The following is a 16,349-nucleotide window of genomic DNA, read 5'->3' as shown; positions in this document are numbered from 1 at the left end:
CGGAAGCGGTTCCGGCGCACATGTGTCGGTGGCACCGGTTAGCGTAGGTGCGGTGAGCGATACCACGACTTCCAGAGATGTGGACGAGGAGTTCCGCGCGCTCGGGCTCGCCACCCTCGCCGAGGCCGCGCTGTCGGCGGCCCGCGCGGCCGGCGCCGAGCATGCCGACCTGCGCGTGCAACGGTTGGTGACCCAGTCGATCCGGTTACGCGATGGTCGCGTCGAAGCGGTCACCGACGCGACCGAGCTGGGATTGGCGGTGCGCGTGATCGTCGACGGCACCTGGGGTTTCGCCTCCCACGCCGCACTCACGCCCGAGATCGCCGCCGAGGTGGCGCGCCGGGCGGTGACCGTGGCAAAGGCGCTGCGCGCGCTGAACCGGGAGCGCGTCGAACTGGCCGACGAACCACGCTATGACGACGTCTCGTGGGTCTCGGCCTACGACCTCGACCCGTTCACGGTGCCGGCAGCCGACAAAGTGGCGCTGCTGCAGGACTATTCGGAACGGCTGTCCGCGGCCGACGGTGTCGACCACGTCACCGCCTCGGTCCTGCAGGTCAAAGAGCAGACGTTCTACGCCGACACCGCGGGTTCGTCGATCACCCAGCAGCGGGTGCGGTTGCACCCCCAGTTGGAGGCTGTCACCGTCGATTCCGCGTCGGGGGTGTTCGAGACGATGCGCACGCTCGCCGCGCCCGCGGGCCGCGGCTGGGAGTACGTCACCGGCGCCGACGGAACATGGGACTGGACGGGCGAACTCGCACAGATCCCCGGCTGGCTGGCCGAGAAGGTGAAGGCGCCCAGCGTGGTCGCGGGCCCCACCGATCTGGTGATCGACCCGACCAACCTGTGGCTGACGATCCACGAATCCATCGGTCACGCCACCGAATACGACCGCGCGATCGGCTACGAATCCGCCTACGCGGGAACCTCGTTCGCGACGCCCGATCAGCTCGGCACGCTGCGGTACGGCACACCGATCATGCACGTCACCGGTGACCGTACCCAGGTCAACGGGTTGAGCACCGTCGGGTACGACGACGAGGGCGTGGCGGGCCAGCGGTGGGACCTGGTGCGCGACGGCATCCTGGTCGGCTATCAGCTCGACCGCGTGTTCGCCCCGCGTCTCGGGCTCGATCGCTCCAACGGATGCTCGTATGCCGATTCGCCGCACCATGTTCCGATCCAGCGGATGGCGAACGTGTCGTTGCAGCCGGATCCCTCGCGTGACACGACCACTGCCGAGCTGATCTCCCGTGTCGAGGACGGCATCTACATCATGGGCGACAAGAGCTGGTCGATCGATATGCAGCGCTACAACTTCCAGTTCACCGGTCAGCGGTTCTTCCGGATTCGCAACGGCGAGCTGGACGGGCAACTGCGCGATGTCGCCTACCAGGCGACGACCACCGATTTCTGGGGGTCGATGGAAGCGGTCGGCGGGCCGAGCACCTGGCAGCTCGGCGGCGCCTTCAACTGCGGTAAGGCACAGCCCGGTCAGGTGGCAGCAGTGAGCCACGGCTGCCCGTCGGTGCTGGTGCGCGGGGTCAACATTCTCAATACCCGAACGGAGGGCGGTCAGTGAACGAGGGTCTGTTCCCGGCGGGCACGGTGGTCGAGCGTGCGCTGGCGGCGTCGAAGGCCGACGAGGCGATCGTGATCGTCACCGACGCGCACGAGGCGTCGCTGCGGTGGGCGGGCAACTCGATGACCACCAACGGCTCGTCGATTTCGCGGGAGTGGGCGGTGATCTCGGTGTTCCGTGACGGCCCGAACACCGCGCGGGTCGGTTCCATCAGCTCCACCAGCGTCGATCCCACCGAGATCGAGGCCGTGGTGCGCGCCAGCGAGGAAGCCGCGCGCACGGCCGCCCCGGCCCGCGACGCGATGCCGCTGCTCGAACCCACCGACGACGACACCGCCGCGTGGGATCAGGCGCCCGGCGCCACCGAGATCGACGTGTTCGCCGGGCTGGCGCGCGACCTGTCCACCGGTTTCGACGGCACCGACCGGCTCTACGGTTTCGCCCACCACCAGGTGCACACCACCTGGCTGGGCACCTCGACCGGTGTTCGCCGCAGGTTCAGTCAGCCGACGGGTTCGGTGGAGATCAACGGCAAGCGCGGCGAGGGCAAGGATCTGGCGAGCGCGTGGGTGGGCGTCGGCACCGCCGATTTCACCGACGTCGACACCCCGGGCCTGCTCGCCGAGTTGTCGCGGCGCCTGGGCTGGTCCGCGCGCCGCGTCGAGCTGCCCGCCGGCCGCTACGAGACCCTGTTGCCGCCGTCGTCGGTGGCCGATCTGATGATCTATCTGGCGTGGAGCATGGAGGGCCGTGGCGCGCACGAAGGCCACACCGCGTTCTCCCGCGCCGGTGGCACGCGAATCGGTGAGCGCCTCAGCGACATTCCGCTGACCCTGTACTCCGACCCGAACGCGAGCGGTCTGGAATACCGGCCGTTCGTGGCGACGCCGTCGTCGTCGGAGTCGCTGTCGGTGTTCGACAACGGTCTGTCCGCGCGGCGGGTCGACTGGATCGGCCGTGGCGTCATCGAATCGCTGGTCTATCCGCGCGCGACGGCGGCCGAATTCGCCGCCCCCGCCACGGTTCCCGGTGAGAACCTGCTGCTCACCGGCGGCGGTGAGGCATCGCTGGACGACATGATCGCCCGCACCGAACGCGGTCTGCTCCTCACCTGCCTGTGGTACATCCGCGAGGTCGACCCCGCTACCCTGCTGCTCACCGGTCTCACCCGCGACGGCGTTTACCTGGTCGAGGACGGCAAGGTCACCGGCGCGGTCAACAACTTCCGTTTCAACGAAAGCCCCCTCGATCTGTTGCGGCGGGTGTCGGAAGCGGGTGCCACCGAGATCACCCTGCCCCGCGAATGGAAGGACTGGTTCACCCGGACCGCCATGCCCCCGCTGCGCATCCCCGACTTCCACATGTCGTCGGTGAGCCAGGCCACCTGACCGGGGTGAACCCCCTCCGTTGGACGGCCCCGAGCGTGAAAGCATGATCGGGTGACTGGTATCCGGATGTTCGCCACCGACCTCGACGGCACCTTGCTGCGTTCCGATCGCACGATCTCGCCGCGTACCGCCGAAGCGATGGCCGGCGCGCAAGCCGCGGGCATCGAGGTGGTGTGGGCGACGGCCCGGGCCCGCCATTCGGTCCACGAGCTGGCGCAGTCGTGCGGTTTTCGCGGCAAAGCGGTGTGTGCCAACGGCGCGGTGCTGCTCGACCTGGCCGACGGCACCCCGGAGATCATCGACACGGTCTCGATCGACACCGGCGCGGCGGGTGCGGTGATGGCGCAGATCCGCGATCTGATTCCCGGTGTGGTGTTCGCCAATGTCGGCGCCACCCGGTTCGTCGCCGAGCCCGCCTATGCCGCGCTGTGCACCTTCGCCGATCACCACCGCAACCCGCACGAGATGGAACTGTCCGATATCTTGCCGACGGGCGTCGACGCGATGGTGAAGATCGTCGCCCGTCATCCCGAGTTGCCGGGCGCCCAGCTCTACCGCAAGGCGGTGGCGGTCGGGATCACCGGCGTGGAACTGACCCACTCCGGCGCCGCGTACATGGAGATGGCCGCGGAAGGTGTGTCGAAGGCCAGCGCGCTGGCCCGATTGTGCGCGCTCGATGGCATCCACCTGTCGGAGGTCGCGGCCGCCGGCGATGCGCTCAACGATGTCGCCATGCTGACCTGGGCGGGTACCGCGCTGGTTCCGGCCAACGCGGCACCCGAGGTCATCGCACTCGCCGACCGGGTGCTCCCGGCCAACGACGAGGACGGTGTCGCCTCCTACCTGGAGGAATTGACCGGCTCGGCACAGCGCGACTCGGCTAGCTGACCGATGTCGGCGCCCGGCCCACGCTGAGGTGCAGGATCGTATCGGTCACGCGCACGGTGTCCGCGTCCAGCGGGAAGTACCCCTGCTCCTGGGTGACATCGGTGCGGGTGTGTCCGGGTCCGAGCTCTGCCGCCGGGATCAAACCCCAGGTGCCGATGCGGTTCTGCAGCGTGTGTTCGAAGGTGCCCGGCCCGGGTTCGGCGAGTTCGAGGCCGTCACTGCGTCCCAGACTGCCGAGTATCACCCCGTAGTGCTCCCCCAGCAGCGATCCGACGATCGCCCCCGCGCCGGACCAGACGAGCTCCATCGGCCCCATCCGCATGACGCTGGTGTTGCGCCGCAGGTGCAGGTTGTGCGAGTACACCAGGGTCGGACCACGGCGTGCTTCGGTGGACCGGATGTCGAGCAGGTTCTGGGCCATCAGCGCGTCACGGGCGGCGGCCAGGCTGTTCCATCGCACGCCGTCCTCGGTCGGCTGGGCCGCCTGCCGGTGGTACCGGAGCAGGCCGAGTCCGGCGGTGAGATGAATTGCCGCCCTTCGCCACTCGGCGAGTGACGTGGCAGCGATCCGTTCCGGTGCACGGGTGTAGAGCAGGGCGAGCATGTCGTCGGCCATCACCCGCAACCGCTCGGCGTCGGGGGTGGCACCGGGCGAGACGCCGGCGTCCAGGACCGCTTCGGTGCGGCTCCAGCGCTCGTCGCTGCCGGCGGGCCCGCTGATGTCGAAGTCGAGTTCGAGGTAGTCGCGGGCGAATTCGAGGTAGGACCGCGGGCTCGGCGCACTCATCGTCTCCATCGCGGCGTCGAATCCGTGGAAGCGGACCTGATCCTCGACCGGCCTGCCCGCGTTGTAGTCGCGCAGCCAGGCGACCAGGTGCCGGTTGCCATCGAGTTCGCCGAACTCGTGCGAGAAGCCGGTCCGCATCACCTCGTCGAAGGCGCCGTGGCCGCCGCGAACGTAATCGTCCACGGCGAGCGCGGCAACCCGATCTGTTTCGAGAGCGATCGACCGGAACCCACTCGCCACCAACTCGGCGAACAGCTCATTGCGGACCGACGCGAAGCCGGGTTCTTTGTGCGTCGGTTCCCCGAGCGCAAGCAGTTCACAGGACAAACGGACGAAGTCGCTGATTTTCTGGCTCATACCTATCAACCGTATCGTTGAAAGAACGGTTGAGACTCGAGCAGCATCGATTCGGGATACATGTCGTAAAGTCTCAAATCAGTGAAAACCCTACGACCGTCCGACCTGGCCCGCGAGCACGCGATTTCGACCCAGGCGGTCCGCAACTACGAGCAGGACGGATGCCTTCCGCCGGCCGAACGCACCCCCGCCGGCTACCGGATCTACACCGACCTGCACGTGGCCGCGCTGCGCACCTACCTCACCCTGATCCCCGCCTACGGCCACGCGCAGGCGGGCGACCTCATGCGCGCGCTGCACGCGGACGACCTCGACAGGGCTCTCACGGTCATCGACCGCGGGCACAGCCAGCTCCTGCGAGACCGTGAGACTCTCGCCACGGTCCGCCGGGCCGTCGACCACCTGATCACCGAATCGAGCTCTGCCACACCGGGTTCGGCCACGACAAGAACCATCGGCGAGCTCGCCCATCACCTGCGAGTCACCCCGGCCACCCTGCGGGCGTGGGAAGCGGCCGACATCCTGTCTCCCGATCGGGACCCGGCCACCGGCTACCGCCGCTACGGCCCCACCGACCTCCGCGACGCCGAACTCGCCCACATCCTGCGCCGAGGTCACTACCGCCTCGACCACATCGCCACCGTCATCGAGCAGATTCGCGCCGCGGGCAGCACCGAGGCGCTGGCGAAGGCCCTCACCGACTGGCAGGCCACCATCACCGCCCGTGGCGTCCGCATGCTCGACGCTGCCGCCGCACTGAGCCGATACACCGTGGATATCCGGGCGCACCGTCCCCGCCCCGGTGCGCCCGCCTGACCTCAGACGCGTTCGAGTACCGCCGACGCGCCGATGCCGCCCGCCGCGCAGATCCCCAGCAGCGCGGTCTCTTTCCCGGTCCGGGCCAGCTCGTTGGCCATGGTCGTGACCATGCGGGCGCCGGTGGCGCCGAACGGATGGCCCAGCGAGATCGAGCCGCCGTGCACGTTCAATCTTTCGATGTCGACGGTGCCCACCGGCTCGTCGCGGTCGAGACGGGCCTTGGCCCACTCGGTGCTCTCCAGCATGCGCAGCACCGACAGTGTTTGCGCGGCGAAGGCTTCGTGGATGTCGACGAGGTCGATATCGGCCAGCGTCATGCCCGCCTTGTCGAGGGCGCGCGGCATCGAGATCGCCGGGCCGATGAGTACCTGGTCGGCAGGGTCGACGCTGACGAAACTCCAGGAACGGAAGGCGGCTTGCGGGGTGAACCCGAGAGCGCGCGCCTTCTCCTCGCTCATCAGCAGCACCGCCGACGCGCCGTCGGTGAGCGGGCTGGCGTTACCCGCGGTGACCGTGCCGTTCTTCTCGAACACCGGTTTCAGGGTGGCGAGTTTCTCGACGCTGGTATTCGCGCGAACGAGTCCGTCGACGTCGATCAGCGTGCCCGACGGCGTGCTGACCGGTACGACTTCGTCGTCGAAACGTCCCGAGGCGATGGCGGCCGCCGCCCGCTGGTGCGAGCGGGCGGCGAACGCGTCTTGATCGGCGCGCGAGATCCCGTTGATGCGGGCCATCTTCTCCGCGGACTCACCCATCACCTCGCCGGTGGTGCGCTCGGCGATCTTGGGCTGGCGCGGCAGGATGTCGGTGAACGGCGCGAGCTGACGGACCACATCGAGGTAATCCGTCGCCTTGGGCTTGCCCAGCGCGACCGGCGCGACCGCGTGCACGACCTTCTGCGGCAGCTTGATCTCGGCATTACTGGTGGAATCGCTGCCACCGGCGATCATGATGTCGTACTCGCCGCGTTCGATCGCCGCGGCCGCCGAGGTCACCGCCTGCAATCCGGACGCGCACGCGCGGGTGACCGTGTACCCCTCGCACCCGAAGTCCAAGTTCAGGTCGAGGGCGATCTCCCGCGCGATATTGGGCGCGTGACTGGGCAGCACGACGCCGCCCCAGACGATGGACTGGATCTCGCCGGGCGCGATCCCGGTCCGCTCGATCAGCCCGCGCACGGCCGCGCCGGCCAGGGCGATGCTGTCGAGGCGGGTGAAGTCGGTGAACGCGCGTACGAACGGCGTCCGCGCGCCCCCGACGACGACGGCTCGGTTGCGTTTGTCGGCCATGTGAGTCCCTTCGGAAGTGCTGCCGAAGACTCACAGTATCCGATACCGGCGGTTCTACATATCGGATCGACGCAAATCAGGAGGGCGTGATCTCGATGCCGATCGTGCCCGCCTTGCCCCGGCGCAGATTGCTGCCGAGAATCACGAGCGGGCCGGTCAGCCAGTACTTCTTGCGCAGCAACGAACGGAGTTCGTCGGTCTCGGCCGCGTCCAGCAGCCGGGCGGTGCCGGTCACGATGTCACCGTGCGCATCCCCGCGCACGGTGCAGGGTTGCACCGTCACCTCGGGGTTGCGCCGGACGCGCTTGACCTTCCAGCTGTCGGTGACCGTCCAGACGAACAGCTTGTCGTCGCGGGCCACCGCCCAGACGGGCGTCCCCACGGGCGTGCCGTCCTTGCGGAAGGTGGTGAGCAGTACGTAATTCGCGGTCGCCAGTTCGCCGAGGCGGTTCGTCATGCCCACAGCCTAGTGGGCGCGGCGATCCGCGGCCGAGCGGCAAAAAGAGTACGGGCGCTTTCGCGAAACTGTTCGTAACCTCTGGGGCGAATCGACTCTCTGGCGAAAGGCCGACGATGACCGATACCGCGGTGCCCCTGCTCTGGAGCGGCGACCTGCCGAGCACCCTCGAGTTCTACCGGGCGCTCGGCTACACCGTCACCCATGAGCAAACCCGCCCCTACGTCTACGGCGCGATCGAACAACACGGCTGCGCCCTGCATTTCGCGCCCGCGCCGCCGGGCATCGAGCTGCCGGTGGAGCATGCGGGCGCGCTGCTGATGGTCGACGACGTCGCCGCACGCCATGCCCAGTACACCGCCGCTCTGCGCACGCACTACGGCAAGATCCCGAGCAAGGGCTGTCCGCGGATCACCCGATTCCGTCCGGGCCAGTCCCGGTTCTCCCTGGTCGACCCGGTCGGCAACACCGTCCTGGTGATCCAGCGCGACGAGCCCAGCGAACTCGAGTACGGTGGCTCGCGCGAGCTGGAAGGGCTGGCCCGGGTGCTCGACAATGCCCGCATCCTGCGCGATTTCAAGAACGACGACCGCGCGGCGACCCGCGCGCTCGAGGCAGGCTTGCGCCGTTTCGGGGCCGCCGCGAGCGCCTTCGAGCGGGCCCGCGCCTACGCCGCCCTCGCCGAACTCGCTGTCGTCGCCGCGGACACCGACCGGGCCGCACACTGGAAATCCGAACTCGACTCGGTCGAGTTGACCGCCGAGGAGCGCACGGCGATCACCGCCGGTGCCTCCGATCTCCTCACCGCTTTGCTCACCGCGACCGACTGAACCGGGTCATCGGGGCGATCGGCCAGTAGGCTTCGGCTATGCGAGGTCGATGGCACGAACGCACCACCCGTGGGCGGCTGATCCGTTGTGTGGCAACAGCAGTCACGGTTGCCGCCGCCCTCGGGGTGGGCCCGGCCGGTCCGGCGCAGGCTGGTGCGCCGTCGTGCGCCGACGGTTGGCACGTCGACGTTCTGGCGGCCGACCTGGGTGGCCTGGAGAACCTCGAGTACGACGGCCGCGGCGGCTTCTACGTCAGCGGCATCGTTCGCGGAGAGATCCTGCACGTCGGCGCCGACGGCCAGGTCACCACGATCCGCACCGGCCTCGACAACCCCGCCGGACTGCGGCTGATCGGCGGCGATCTCTACTTCGTCACCGGTGACGGCACCACACCGAACGGCGGCGGCACCCTGAGCCGACTCGATACGGCCACCGGCGAGGTCACCGTTGTGCTCCCGAACCTGGTGCAGCCCAACGGATTACTGCTGCTCCCCGACGGCGACCTGCTCATCTCCCAGCTCTCCGTCCCCTGGCCGCCGGTGGGCATCAGCCGCTACCGCCCCGCCACCGGCGAATTCACCCTCGCCTGGTCCCCTGTCCCCCGCCCCAACGGCCTCGCTCTCGCCCCCGACCACCGAGCGGTCATCACCGAGGACGTCCTCACCTCGCAGCTCGTGCGGGTTCCCTTCGACGCCCCCGACCGGCCCACTCCCCTCGCCACCGTGAACGACGGTCTCCTGCCCGGACTGGACGACCTCGATGTCACCGCCGCGGGCCTCGCCTTCGTCACCGGCGACTACTCCGGCAGCGTCTACCAGGTCGACCCGGCCACCGGCGCCTGGTGCACGCTCGCCACCGGCTGGACCACTCCCCGGGGCTCGCTCCCCAGCCCACCGCCGATCGGGCCCACCTCGGCCCGCCTGGCCCCCGACCTCACCACCGGGGCGTGGTCGCTCTACGTCACCAGCATCGACGGCACACTCCGCCGTCTGCGGCCACCACCCGGTATCGACCTCACTCCCTCCTTCCTGCGCTGAGTACGAGCACGCTCCGAGCGAAGAGTCAGCGGGGCCGCTCGGCCCGGAACCGGAACATTCCGAGACCGGTTTCCACGTCGATGCCCGTGAACCCCGCGACCGCCAGCCGGTCGGCGAGCGTATCCGCCGGGACCGGCACGCACGTGTCACCCACATGCTGGAGCCGGAACAGCGGACTGTCGAGTCCGTCCGAGCCGGCGAACACCCCGCCGGGTCGCAACACCCGCAGCGCTTCGGCGAACAGGTCGTCCTGCTGTGCGGGTGAGGGGACGTGGTGCAGCATCGTGAAGCAGACCACCGAGTCGAACTCCTTGTCCGGCAACGGCATCGCGGTCGCGTCACCGTCGACCACCCGCAGCTCCCGCGCGAACCGGGTGCGCAGACGCGCGGCCAGCACGGGGTCGATTTCCAGGCCGGTGAGCGAGGCCGCCCGGTCCCGCAGTGGCGCCACGTTCGCGCCGAAACCCGGGCCGATCTCCAACGCGGACGCCCCGAGGTCGATGTCGCGCATCACCCACGGCACGATCTTCGTCGCCGTCACCCATTCCCACGCCGTGGACCTGCACAACAGCCTGTGCCAGTAATTCATCGCCATAGCTACGACGGTAGGAGCCTGGGGCCGTGGCCGACAGACACTACGCTGACAGACTATGTCGCAGAACGGACATGACCTGCTGCTGGCCGCGGACACCGGTCCGACGGCCATGGTGCTCGGCGCGGGAATCCTGCCCGCCGGATACTGGTTCGACGAGCACCGCCACCCCCAGCATCAGATCGCCTGGGCGGGTAGAGGAGTCATCGGGATCGACATCGGCGCCCACCACTGGGTGCTACCGCCGACCAGAGCCTTGTGGATACCCGGCGGCCTCGCACATCGCACCGGAACGACGGCCGGGGCCGATATGCGCGGCATCTTCGTCGAACCCGACCGGTGCCCGGCACTGTTTCCCGGACCGACGCTGCTGAGCGTCTCCCCGCTGCTGCGAGAACTGTTCGACCACATGACATCACGGCGATTGACAGACGACGGACGGACGCGGGCCGAAGCGATGGTGTTCGATCTGCTCGAGCCGGTCGAGGTCGTTCCGATCGGCGCGCCACTGCCGACCGACCCCCGTGCACGCGTCGTCGCCGAGGTCCTGCTCGACAATCCCGCCGACGACCGCACCCTCGCCGAACTGGGCAGGCACGCCGCGGCCAGCTCGCGCACCCTGGCTCGCGCGTTTCGCGCCGAGACCGGCCTGACCTTCGCGCAATGGCGGACCCAGATCCGCCTGGCGGCCTCGCTGACCCCACTGGCCGACGGTGTGCCGGTGACCCGCATCGCCGCCCGGGTCGGCTATCACAGCCCGAGCGCGTATGTGGCCGCGTTCCGGCGGGCCGTCGGCACGTCGCCGGGACAGTACTTCGCCGGCCCCGTAGGCAATCGGTCGTCCTGACCGGTCGGGGTTTCACGCGTGGTGAGGCCAGCGGTGGCGCATCGTCGGTTGCCGTGGTGGACTGGCGGATTCGGCTATCGGGAGGTCAGCGTGCGATCGGCACCGCAGTGGGCACGGCAGGACGGATTCGGGATCCGGGTGGAGTGGGGGCGAACCGGCGCGGCGACACTCGGGCCGGGGGCCGGGTGCCTGGTGGTGATCGACGTGTTGTCGTTCACGACGTCGGTGTCCGTCGCTACCGCCGCCGGCACCGCGGTCTTCCCGTATCGGTGGCGAGACGAGTCGGCGCGGGACTTCGCCGCGGAGAATGCCGCCGAACTGGCCGTCGGACGGCGGGAGGCCGGTCCGTGGTCGCTGTCGCCGGCGGCGATCCGGCGCGCGCCGTTCACGCCACGCCTGGTGCTGCCCTCGCCCAACGGTTCCACCATCGCCGCCGCTGTCGAGGAAACGCCGGTCGTCGCCGCCTGCCTGCGCAATGTCAGCGCGGTCGCCGACTGGCTCGTCGCCCAGCACTGGGGCACTCCCGATCGACCGATCGCGATCATCGCGGCGGGCGAGCACTGGCCGGGCACCGACACCGTGCGGCCCGCGCTCGAGGACTGGCTCGGTGCCGGTGCGCTCGCCGCCGCGCTGATCGATCGCGGCATCACTACTCCGTCCCCCGAAACACACATGGCTGCGGCAGCATTCGAGGCGGCAGCCGACGTGGGCGCGCTGATCACGGAGTGCGCGTCCGGCCGCGAACTCGCCGCGATCGGCTTCGCCGAGGATGTGGCCATCGCGATCGAACGCGACGCCGACGCCACCGTCCCGGTTCTCACCGGCAACGCCTTCGTCGACCGCCGACCCCGCTAGCAAGCGTCGGCACGTCCGGAGCCGATCGATCAGTCGTGGGAGGTGAGGATCCGTGGGCCGTCGGCGGTGACGGCGATGGTGTGCTCGCTGTGCGCGCAGCGGGAGCCGTCGGCCGAGCGGATGGTCCATCCGTCGGCGTCGGTGTAGACCTTCGCCGTGCTCGCCGCGAACCACGGCTCGATGGCCACCGTGAGACCGGGCCGCAGCCGGAACCCGCGCCCGGCCCTGCCGTCGTTGGCGATATGGGGATCCTCGTGCATCGTCCGCCCGAGCCCGTGCCCGCCGAACTCGGTATTGACCGGGTATCCGTACCCGCGAGCGACGTTCGCGATCGCGGCGGAGATATCGCCGATCCGGTTGTCGGGTTGCGCGGCCGCGATCCCGGCGGTCAGGGCCTCTTCCGTGGCCCTGACCAGTCGCTCGTCCGCGGGTGCGGGGGTACCGACGATGAACGAGATCGCCGAGTCAGCGACCCAGCCGTCGATCGACACGGCCAGATCAGCCGTCAGCAGGTCGCCGTCGCGCAAGACGTAGTCGTGCGGAAGCCCGTGCAGCACAGCATCGTTCACGGCCAGACACACCGTATTGCGGAACGGCCCGCGCCCGAACGACGGCGAGTAGTCCCAGTAGCACGACACCGCCCCGCGCTCGCGAATCCGTTCCCGCACATACGCTTCCAGTTCGAGCAGGTTCACCCCGACCGCCGCACGGTCGCGCACCCCGGCCAGCACGTCGGCGACGAACCGGCCGGTCACCCGCATGCGCTCGATCTCCGCGGGTGATTTCAGCTCCACCATCACGCCTCCACTTGGTATTTTCATACCGACACTAGCCGCGCCGGTATAAAAATACCAAAATCAGCGGTTCAGGTTGCCCATGTCCACCGGAATCTGCGCACCGGTGATCTGGCTCGCCTCGTACGAGCACAACCAGGCCACGGTCGCCGCGATCTCCTCGGGCTGACAGATGTGGCTGGGCAGGGCGTTCATGAAGATGGGCGCGAGAGTGGCACCGTACTCCTCGAACAGCGGGCCCATCTCGTTGATCTGCATGCCGCTCGCCACGCCCGCGGGATGGACGGTGTTCACCCGGATCCGGTGCGCGCCGAGCTCGTTCGCCATCGTCTTGGCCAGACCCGTGATCGCGTGCTTGGTCGCGACATAGTGGCCGGTGAACGGCGTGCCCTTCAGACCCGCCACCGAACTGATGAACACCATCGCGCCACCCTCGCCCTGCGCGATCAAATGGGGCACAGCAGCTTTCGCGGTGTGGAAGACGCCCGTCAGGTTGACGTCGATGGTCTCCTGCCACTGCTCAGCGGTGATCTCCCACGACATCGCCGCCGAACAGATGCCCGCGTTGGCCACCACCACATCGAGTCTGCCCAGCTGCTCGATGCCCGCCGCCAGCGCCGCGGACAGCCCGTCGAAATCGCGCACATCGACCTTGCTCGCGACGATCTCGGCGCCCGTCGCTTCGACGAGCTTCACGGTCTCGGCCAGATCCGCCTCGGTCGCGCCCGCGTAGCTGGTGCTGGCGAACTCCGCGCACGCGTCGATCGCGATCACGTCGGCACCCTCCTCGGCGAAGCGCACCGCCTCGGCCCTGCCCTGCCCACGCGCCGCTCCCGTCACGAAAACGACCTTGCCCTCGAACCGTCGTGTCATACCCATACCTTTCGAACTTCGATGTCCTCCCCTGACACCTACCACCGCCACCGCCCGGGCGAGGCGAAAACGGAGATCCCTACTCAGCTTGGCCATCGCGTTCGCGAGGACATACCATCGGTCGCATGGTCCGACTCCCGCTCAGCCCCGCGCAGGTCGAAGCAGGCCGCCGTCTCGGCCGCCGCCTTCGCACCGCTCGCGGCGACCGCGACCTCGCCGAGGTGGCCCTGCGAGCGGGTATTTCCCCGGAAACGCTGCGCAAGATCGAGTCGGGACGGCTGCCCTCACCGGCCTTCGGCACGGTCGTCGGCCTGGCCGAGGCCCTCTCGATTCCCCTGACCGAGCTGGCCGAGTCCTACCGCGACGAACAGGTCGCCGAGTCCGCCTGATCGGCACGCCGCGCACCCTGCCCGATGCTGCGCTCGACCCGCCTACCGGCGGTTCATCGACTCCTCGTTCTCGTATCCCAGCGTCACATCATGGGTGATCTCGCCGCGGGTCACCGATACCTGACTCGCGACGGGCGGGTAGCCGCGGGCGACCACCGTGTACTCCCCCTCCGGCAGGTCCGGTACCAGGTACCGCCCCTTCTCGTCGGTGCGCGCCGTCGCTGCCGGATCGCCGCCCGAGTCCAGGACCGTGATCTGCACATCGGCGACGGGGCGGTCGCCGTCCACCCAGGCCGAGCCCAGGAGGATGGCCATCGGTTCGAGGTCGATGTCGCGATGCAGCGAGCCCGTCTCCGGCACGGTCAGCGCGACTGCCGCCGGCCGCATGTGATCGGCGACCGCGACCAGGGTGTAGGTACCACTCACGACGTCGCGGCACACGTAGGTGCCGTCTTCGCCGGTGATCGCCGCGCCCACCACCTCGCCCTCGGGATCGGTCAGCGTGATCGTGGCACCCCAGAGCGGTTCGCCGCGCCGCGCCGATCGCACGATCCCGGTGAGTTCACCCGCGCCGGTGAGCATCAGGTCGACGTGCTGGGCGCGCTCCCCGATCGACACGCTCACCGCTTCGGGCTGATGCCCGGCCGCCGCGGCGATGAGTACATAGTTGCCCGGCCGGGGCGCCTCGATCACGTACGCACCGTCGGCGTCGCCGTTGCCACGGGCCACCTGATGCCCGTGCTGATCGATCAGGGTGAGCGTCGCGGCGGGTACCGGGCGCGCGTCGTCGCGTCGCAACAGCCCCGCGATCACCCGACCGGTGGCGACGGGGTGCAGTTCGCCCGCCATCTCGTGCGCGTCGTGCAGGCTCACATCGCGCAGCGCGGTGGCATCGGACTGATCGTCCGGCGCCGGATCCTCCTGCAGCGGAATCTCTTTCATGAAGACCAGCACCAGGCAGGCCACCACGGCGAGGTCGGCGGCGAGCAGGAACACGCTGTGCATCGAGTCGGTGAATCCCTCGAGGATCGGGATCCGCAACTCGTCGGGCAGCGTGGCGATGCCGCTGGTATCGCTCAGCAGGCCGTCGAGGCGCGCGCCGTCGAAACCGGGCGGCAGACTCCCACCGAAGGCTTCCAGGATCGACGCGGGCAGCCCGTCGAACAGCACGGTCAGGAACACCGCGACCCCGAGGGTCCCGCCGAGCTGACGGAAGAACGTCGCCGCCGCGGTCGACACACCCATCTCGGTGCGCCCGACCGCGTTCTGCGCGGCGATGACCAGCGTCTGCATGCAGCCGCCGAGCCCGAAACCCATGATCGCGCTGAAGGCCAGCGGCTGCCACAGCGGACCGTCATAGGTGATCCTGGCGAACAGCGCGCACCCGATCGCCAGGATCAGCGCACCGAGCACCGGCAGCACCTTGTAGCGGCCGGTGGCTTTCGTGATCAGCCCCGAGATCTGCGCGCCCACCATGATCCCGAGGACCAGCGGCAACATCAGCAGCCCCGCCTCGGTCGGTGAGAAACCACGCACGACCTGCAGATACTGCGGAACCATCGTGATCGCGCCGAACATCGCGACGCCCACGAGGAACCCGCCGAGGATCGCGATGCTGAACGTGGAGCTGCGGAACAGCCGCAGCGGGATCAGCGCCGAGTCCTTCATGAGGAATTCGACCAGGACGAACAGCAGCAGCCCGCCCGCGCAGATGCTGTAGCAGAGCAGCGATTTCGGCGCGGTCCACCCCCAGATCCGACCCTGCTCGGCCACGATCAGCAGCGGCACCACACCCACGATGAGGGTGATCGCGCCGAACCAGTCGATCCGGCTGCGTTGGCGGGTGTGCCCCACGTTCAGCACCTTCGCGACCACGAGGAACGCCAGCACCCCGACGGGCACGTTCACCAGGAACACCCAGCGCCAGCCCTCGATGCCACCGAGGCTCTCGTAATCGGACAGGAAGCCACCGACCACCGGGCCGAGCACTGTCGCGATGCCGAACACCATGAGGAAATATCCCTGGTAGCGGACCCGTTCGCGCGGCGGCACGATGTCACCGACGATGGTGAACGCCAGCGACATCAACCCGCCCGCGCCCAGCCCCTGGAAGGCCCTGCACCCGGCCAGCTGATACATGGTGGTCGCGACGCAGCAGGCGGCCGAGCCGATCACGAACAGAGCGATCGCCAGCAGATAGAACGGTTTGCGCCCGTAGATGTCGGCGAGCTTGCCGTAGAGCGGCGTGGTGACGGTGGCCGTGATCAGGTATGCCGTTGTCGCCCATGCCTGTTCGTCGAACCCGTCGAGACTGTTCGCGATCCGGACGATGGCGACGCTGACGATGTTCTGATCGAGCGCGGCGAGGAACACCCCCAGTAGCAGCCCGGACAGGATGGTGAGTGTCTGGCGGTGCGTGAGGCGTGATTCGGCAACGACGGTATCGGTCATGGAAAAGCCCTGGTTCTGATCGGCTGGCAAGTGGGGGTCGATCATTCGGCCCACACGAGGGCCGACAACCCCGCTGCGAGGAAAACATTGCGCCGCGGGTGGAACTCTTCA

16 protein-coding genes are annotated in these 16,349 nt (G+C 68.9%); 9 read left to right on the top strand and 7 right to left on the bottom strand.

Translation table 11 applies throughout. The features are described 5' to 3' along the window. Positions 1–52: 52 nt before the first annotated feature. Genes ACFVVI_RS05360 through ACFVVI_RS05350 form a run of 3 tightly spaced genes read left to right on the top strand, consistent with a single transcriptional unit; the run spans position 53 to position 3,861 of the window. A complete protein-coding gene (locus ACFVVI_RS05360) occupies positions 53–1,585 on the top strand; it encodes a TldD/PmbA family protein (RefSeq protein WP_378987943.1) in 1,533 nt (510 codons plus the stop codon). An 8-nt stretch (positions 1,586–1,593) separates the two neighbouring features. Further along, positions 1,594–2,973 carry a metallopeptidase TldD-related protein gene (locus ACFVVI_RS05355; protein WP_378988466.1) on the top strand — a complete coding sequence of 460 codons (1,380 nt, stop codon included), beginning with the start codon at positions 1,594–1,596 and terminating at the stop codon, positions 2,971–2,973. A 51-nt stretch (positions 2,974–3,024) separates the two neighbouring features. Next, positions 3,025–3,861, top strand: a complete 837-nt coding sequence (locus ACFVVI_RS05350) for an HAD family hydrolase (RefSeq protein WP_387443385.1) — start codon at positions 3,025–3,027, stop codon at positions 3,859–3,861. Here the strand turns inward: ACFVVI_RS05350 and ACFVVI_RS05345 are convergent. Next, positions 3,854–5,005, bottom strand: a complete 1,152-nt coding sequence (locus ACFVVI_RS05345; protein WP_387443383.1) for an erythromycin esterase family protein — start codon at positions 5,003–5,005, stop codon at positions 3,854–3,856. The genes ACFVVI_RS05350 and ACFVVI_RS05345 overlap by 8 nt on opposite strands. An 81-nt stretch (positions 5,006–5,086) precedes the next feature. On the opposite strand from ACFVVI_RS05345, the gene ACFVVI_RS05340 reads away from it, so the two are divergent. Then, positions 5,087–5,821, top strand: coding sequence for a TioE family transcriptional regulator (locus ACFVVI_RS05340; RefSeq protein WP_387443381.1), 735 nt, complete (start codon positions 5,087–5,089; stop codon positions 5,819–5,821). 2 nt (positions 5,822–5,823) lie between these two features. Here the strand turns inward: ACFVVI_RS05340 and ACFVVI_RS05335 are convergent, their stop codons facing one another. Continuing rightward, entirely contained in the window at positions 5,824–7,113 is a 1,290-nt protein-coding gene (locus ACFVVI_RS05335) for an acetyl-CoA C-acyltransferase (protein WP_378987955.1), read from the bottom strand. A gap of 76 nt (positions 7,114–7,189) precedes the next feature. Next, the gene (locus tag ACFVVI_RS05330) at positions 7,190–7,570 is read right to left on the bottom strand and encodes a PPOX class F420-dependent oxidoreductase (RefSeq protein WP_379317943.1); all 381 of its coding nucleotides are present in this window, start codon (positions 7,568–7,570) and stop codon (positions 7,190–7,192) included. A gap of 116 nt (positions 7,571–7,686) precedes the next feature. Here ACFVVI_RS05330 and ACFVVI_RS05325 point away from each other — a divergent pair, with 116 nt between their 5' ends. Both ACFVVI_RS05325 and ACFVVI_RS05320 read left to right on the top strand, forming a co-directional pair. Next, positions 7,687–8,400 (top strand): glyoxalase, encoded by a 714-nt coding sequence (locus ACFVVI_RS05325; protein WP_387443378.1) that lies wholly within the window; start codon positions 7,687–7,689, stop codon positions 8,398–8,400. A 38-nt stretch (positions 8,401–8,438) separates the two neighbouring features. Continuing rightward, the gene (locus ACFVVI_RS05320) at positions 8,439–9,437 is read left to right on the top strand and encodes an SMP-30/gluconolactonase/LRE family protein (protein ID WP_387443376.1); all 999 of its coding nucleotides are present in this window, start codon (positions 8,439–8,441) and stop codon (positions 9,435–9,437) included. Between the two features lie 25 nt (positions 9,438–9,462). Here the strand turns inward: ACFVVI_RS05320 and ACFVVI_RS05315 are convergent, their stop codons facing one another. Continuing rightward, the gene (locus ACFVVI_RS05315; RefSeq protein WP_387443374.1) at positions 9,463–10,032 is read right to left on the bottom strand and encodes a class I SAM-dependent methyltransferase; all 570 of its coding nucleotides are present in this window, start codon (positions 10,030–10,032) and stop codon (positions 9,463–9,465) included. Between the two features lie 55 nt (positions 10,033–10,087). Here ACFVVI_RS05315 and ACFVVI_RS05310 point away from each other — a divergent pair, with 55 nt between their 5' ends. Together ACFVVI_RS05310 and ACFVVI_RS05305 are read left to right on the top strand one after the other, a co-directional pair. After that, the gene (locus tag ACFVVI_RS05310) at positions 10,088–10,876 is read left to right on the top strand and encodes an AraC family transcriptional regulator (protein WP_387443372.1); all 789 of its coding nucleotides are present in this window, start codon (positions 10,088–10,090) and stop codon (positions 10,874–10,876) included. Positions 10,877–10,966: 90 nt separating this feature from the next. Then, positions 10,967–11,731: a 2-phosphosulfolactate phosphatase gene (locus ACFVVI_RS05305; RefSeq protein ID WP_387443370.1), complete on the top strand. Its 765-nt coding sequence runs from the start codon at positions 10,967–10,969 to the stop codon at positions 11,729–11,731. Positions 11,732–11,760: 29 nt separating this feature from the next. On the opposite strand, the gene map is transcribed toward ACFVVI_RS05305, so the two are convergent. Next, on the bottom strand, positions 11,761–12,528 hold the full coding sequence (gene map / locus ACFVVI_RS05300) for a type I methionyl aminopeptidase (protein WP_379314873.1): 768 nt from the start codon (positions 12,526–12,528) through the stop codon (positions 11,761–11,763). A gap of 60 nt (positions 12,529–12,588) precedes the next feature. Continuing rightward, positions 12,589–13,404: a mycofactocin-coupled SDR family oxidoreductase gene (locus tag ACFVVI_RS05295; protein ID WP_379314872.1), complete on the bottom strand. Its 816-nt coding sequence runs from the start codon at positions 13,402–13,404 to the stop codon at positions 12,589–12,591. A 119-nt stretch (positions 13,405–13,523) separates the two neighbouring features. On the opposite strand from ACFVVI_RS05295, the gene ACFVVI_RS05290 reads away from it, so the two are divergent. After that, positions 13,524–13,787, top strand: a complete 264-nt coding sequence (locus ACFVVI_RS05290) for a helix-turn-helix domain-containing protein (protein ID WP_378627518.1) — start codon at positions 13,524–13,526, stop codon at positions 13,785–13,787. A 42-nt stretch (positions 13,788–13,829) separates the two neighbouring features. Here ACFVVI_RS05290 and ACFVVI_RS05285 read toward each other — a convergent pair whose 3' ends face one another. Then, positions 13,830–16,238, bottom strand: a complete 2,409-nt coding sequence (locus ACFVVI_RS05285; RefSeq protein ID WP_387443369.1) for an MFS transporter — start codon at positions 16,236–16,238, stop codon at positions 13,830–13,832. Between the last annotated feature and the right edge of the window lie 111 nt (positions 16,239–16,349).

The sequence above is a fragment of the Nocardia sp. NPDC058114 genome, from assembly GCF_042884695.1.
GTDB lineage: Bacteria > Actinomycetota > Actinomycetes > Mycobacteriales > Mycobacteriaceae > Nocardia.
This window is presented reverse-complemented; position numbering and strand designations above follow the sequence as displayed.

Coding starts and splice junctions, on each gene's coding strand:
- ACFVVI_RS05345 (WP_387443383.1), bottom strand. CDS start 5,005: ATGAGCCAGAAAATCAGCGACTTCGTCCGTTTGTCCTGTGAACTGCTT.
- ACFVVI_RS05335 (WP_378987955.1), bottom strand. CDS start 7,113: ATGGCCGACAAACGCAACCGAGCCGTCGTCGTCGGGGGCGCGCGGACG.
- ACFVVI_RS05330 (WP_379317943.1), bottom strand. CDS start 7,570: ATGACGAACCGCCTCGGCGAACTGGCGACCGCGAATTACGTACTGCTC.
- ACFVVI_RS05325 (WP_387443378.1), top strand. CDS start 7,687: ATGACCGATACCGCGGTGCCCCTGCTCTGGAGCGGCGACCTGCCGAGC.
- ACFVVI_RS05320 (WP_387443376.1), top strand. CDS start 8,439: ATGCGAGGTCGATGGCACGAACGCACCACCCGTGGGCGGCTGATCCGT.
- ACFVVI_RS05315 (WP_387443374.1), bottom strand. CDS start 10,032: ATGGCGATGAATTACTGGCACAGGCTGTTGTGCAGGTCCACGGCGTGG.
- ACFVVI_RS05310 (WP_387443372.1), top strand. CDS start 10,088: ATGTCGCAGAACGGACATGACCTGCTGCTGGCCGCGGACACCGGTCCG.
- map (WP_379314873.1), bottom strand. CDS start 12,528: ATGGTGGAGCTGAAATCACCCGCGGAGATCGAGCGCATGCGGGTGACC.
- ACFVVI_RS05295 (WP_379314872.1), bottom strand. CDS start 13,404: ATGGGTATGACACGACGGTTCGAGGGCAAGGTCGTTTTCGTGACGGGA.
- ACFVVI_RS05290 (WP_378627518.1), top strand. CDS start 13,524: ATGGTCCGACTCCCGCTCAGCCCCGCGCAGGTCGAAGCAGGCCGCCGT.
- ACFVVI_RS05285 (WP_387443369.1), bottom strand. CDS start 16,238: ATGACCGATACCGTCGTTGCCGAATCACGCCTCACGCACCGCCAGACA.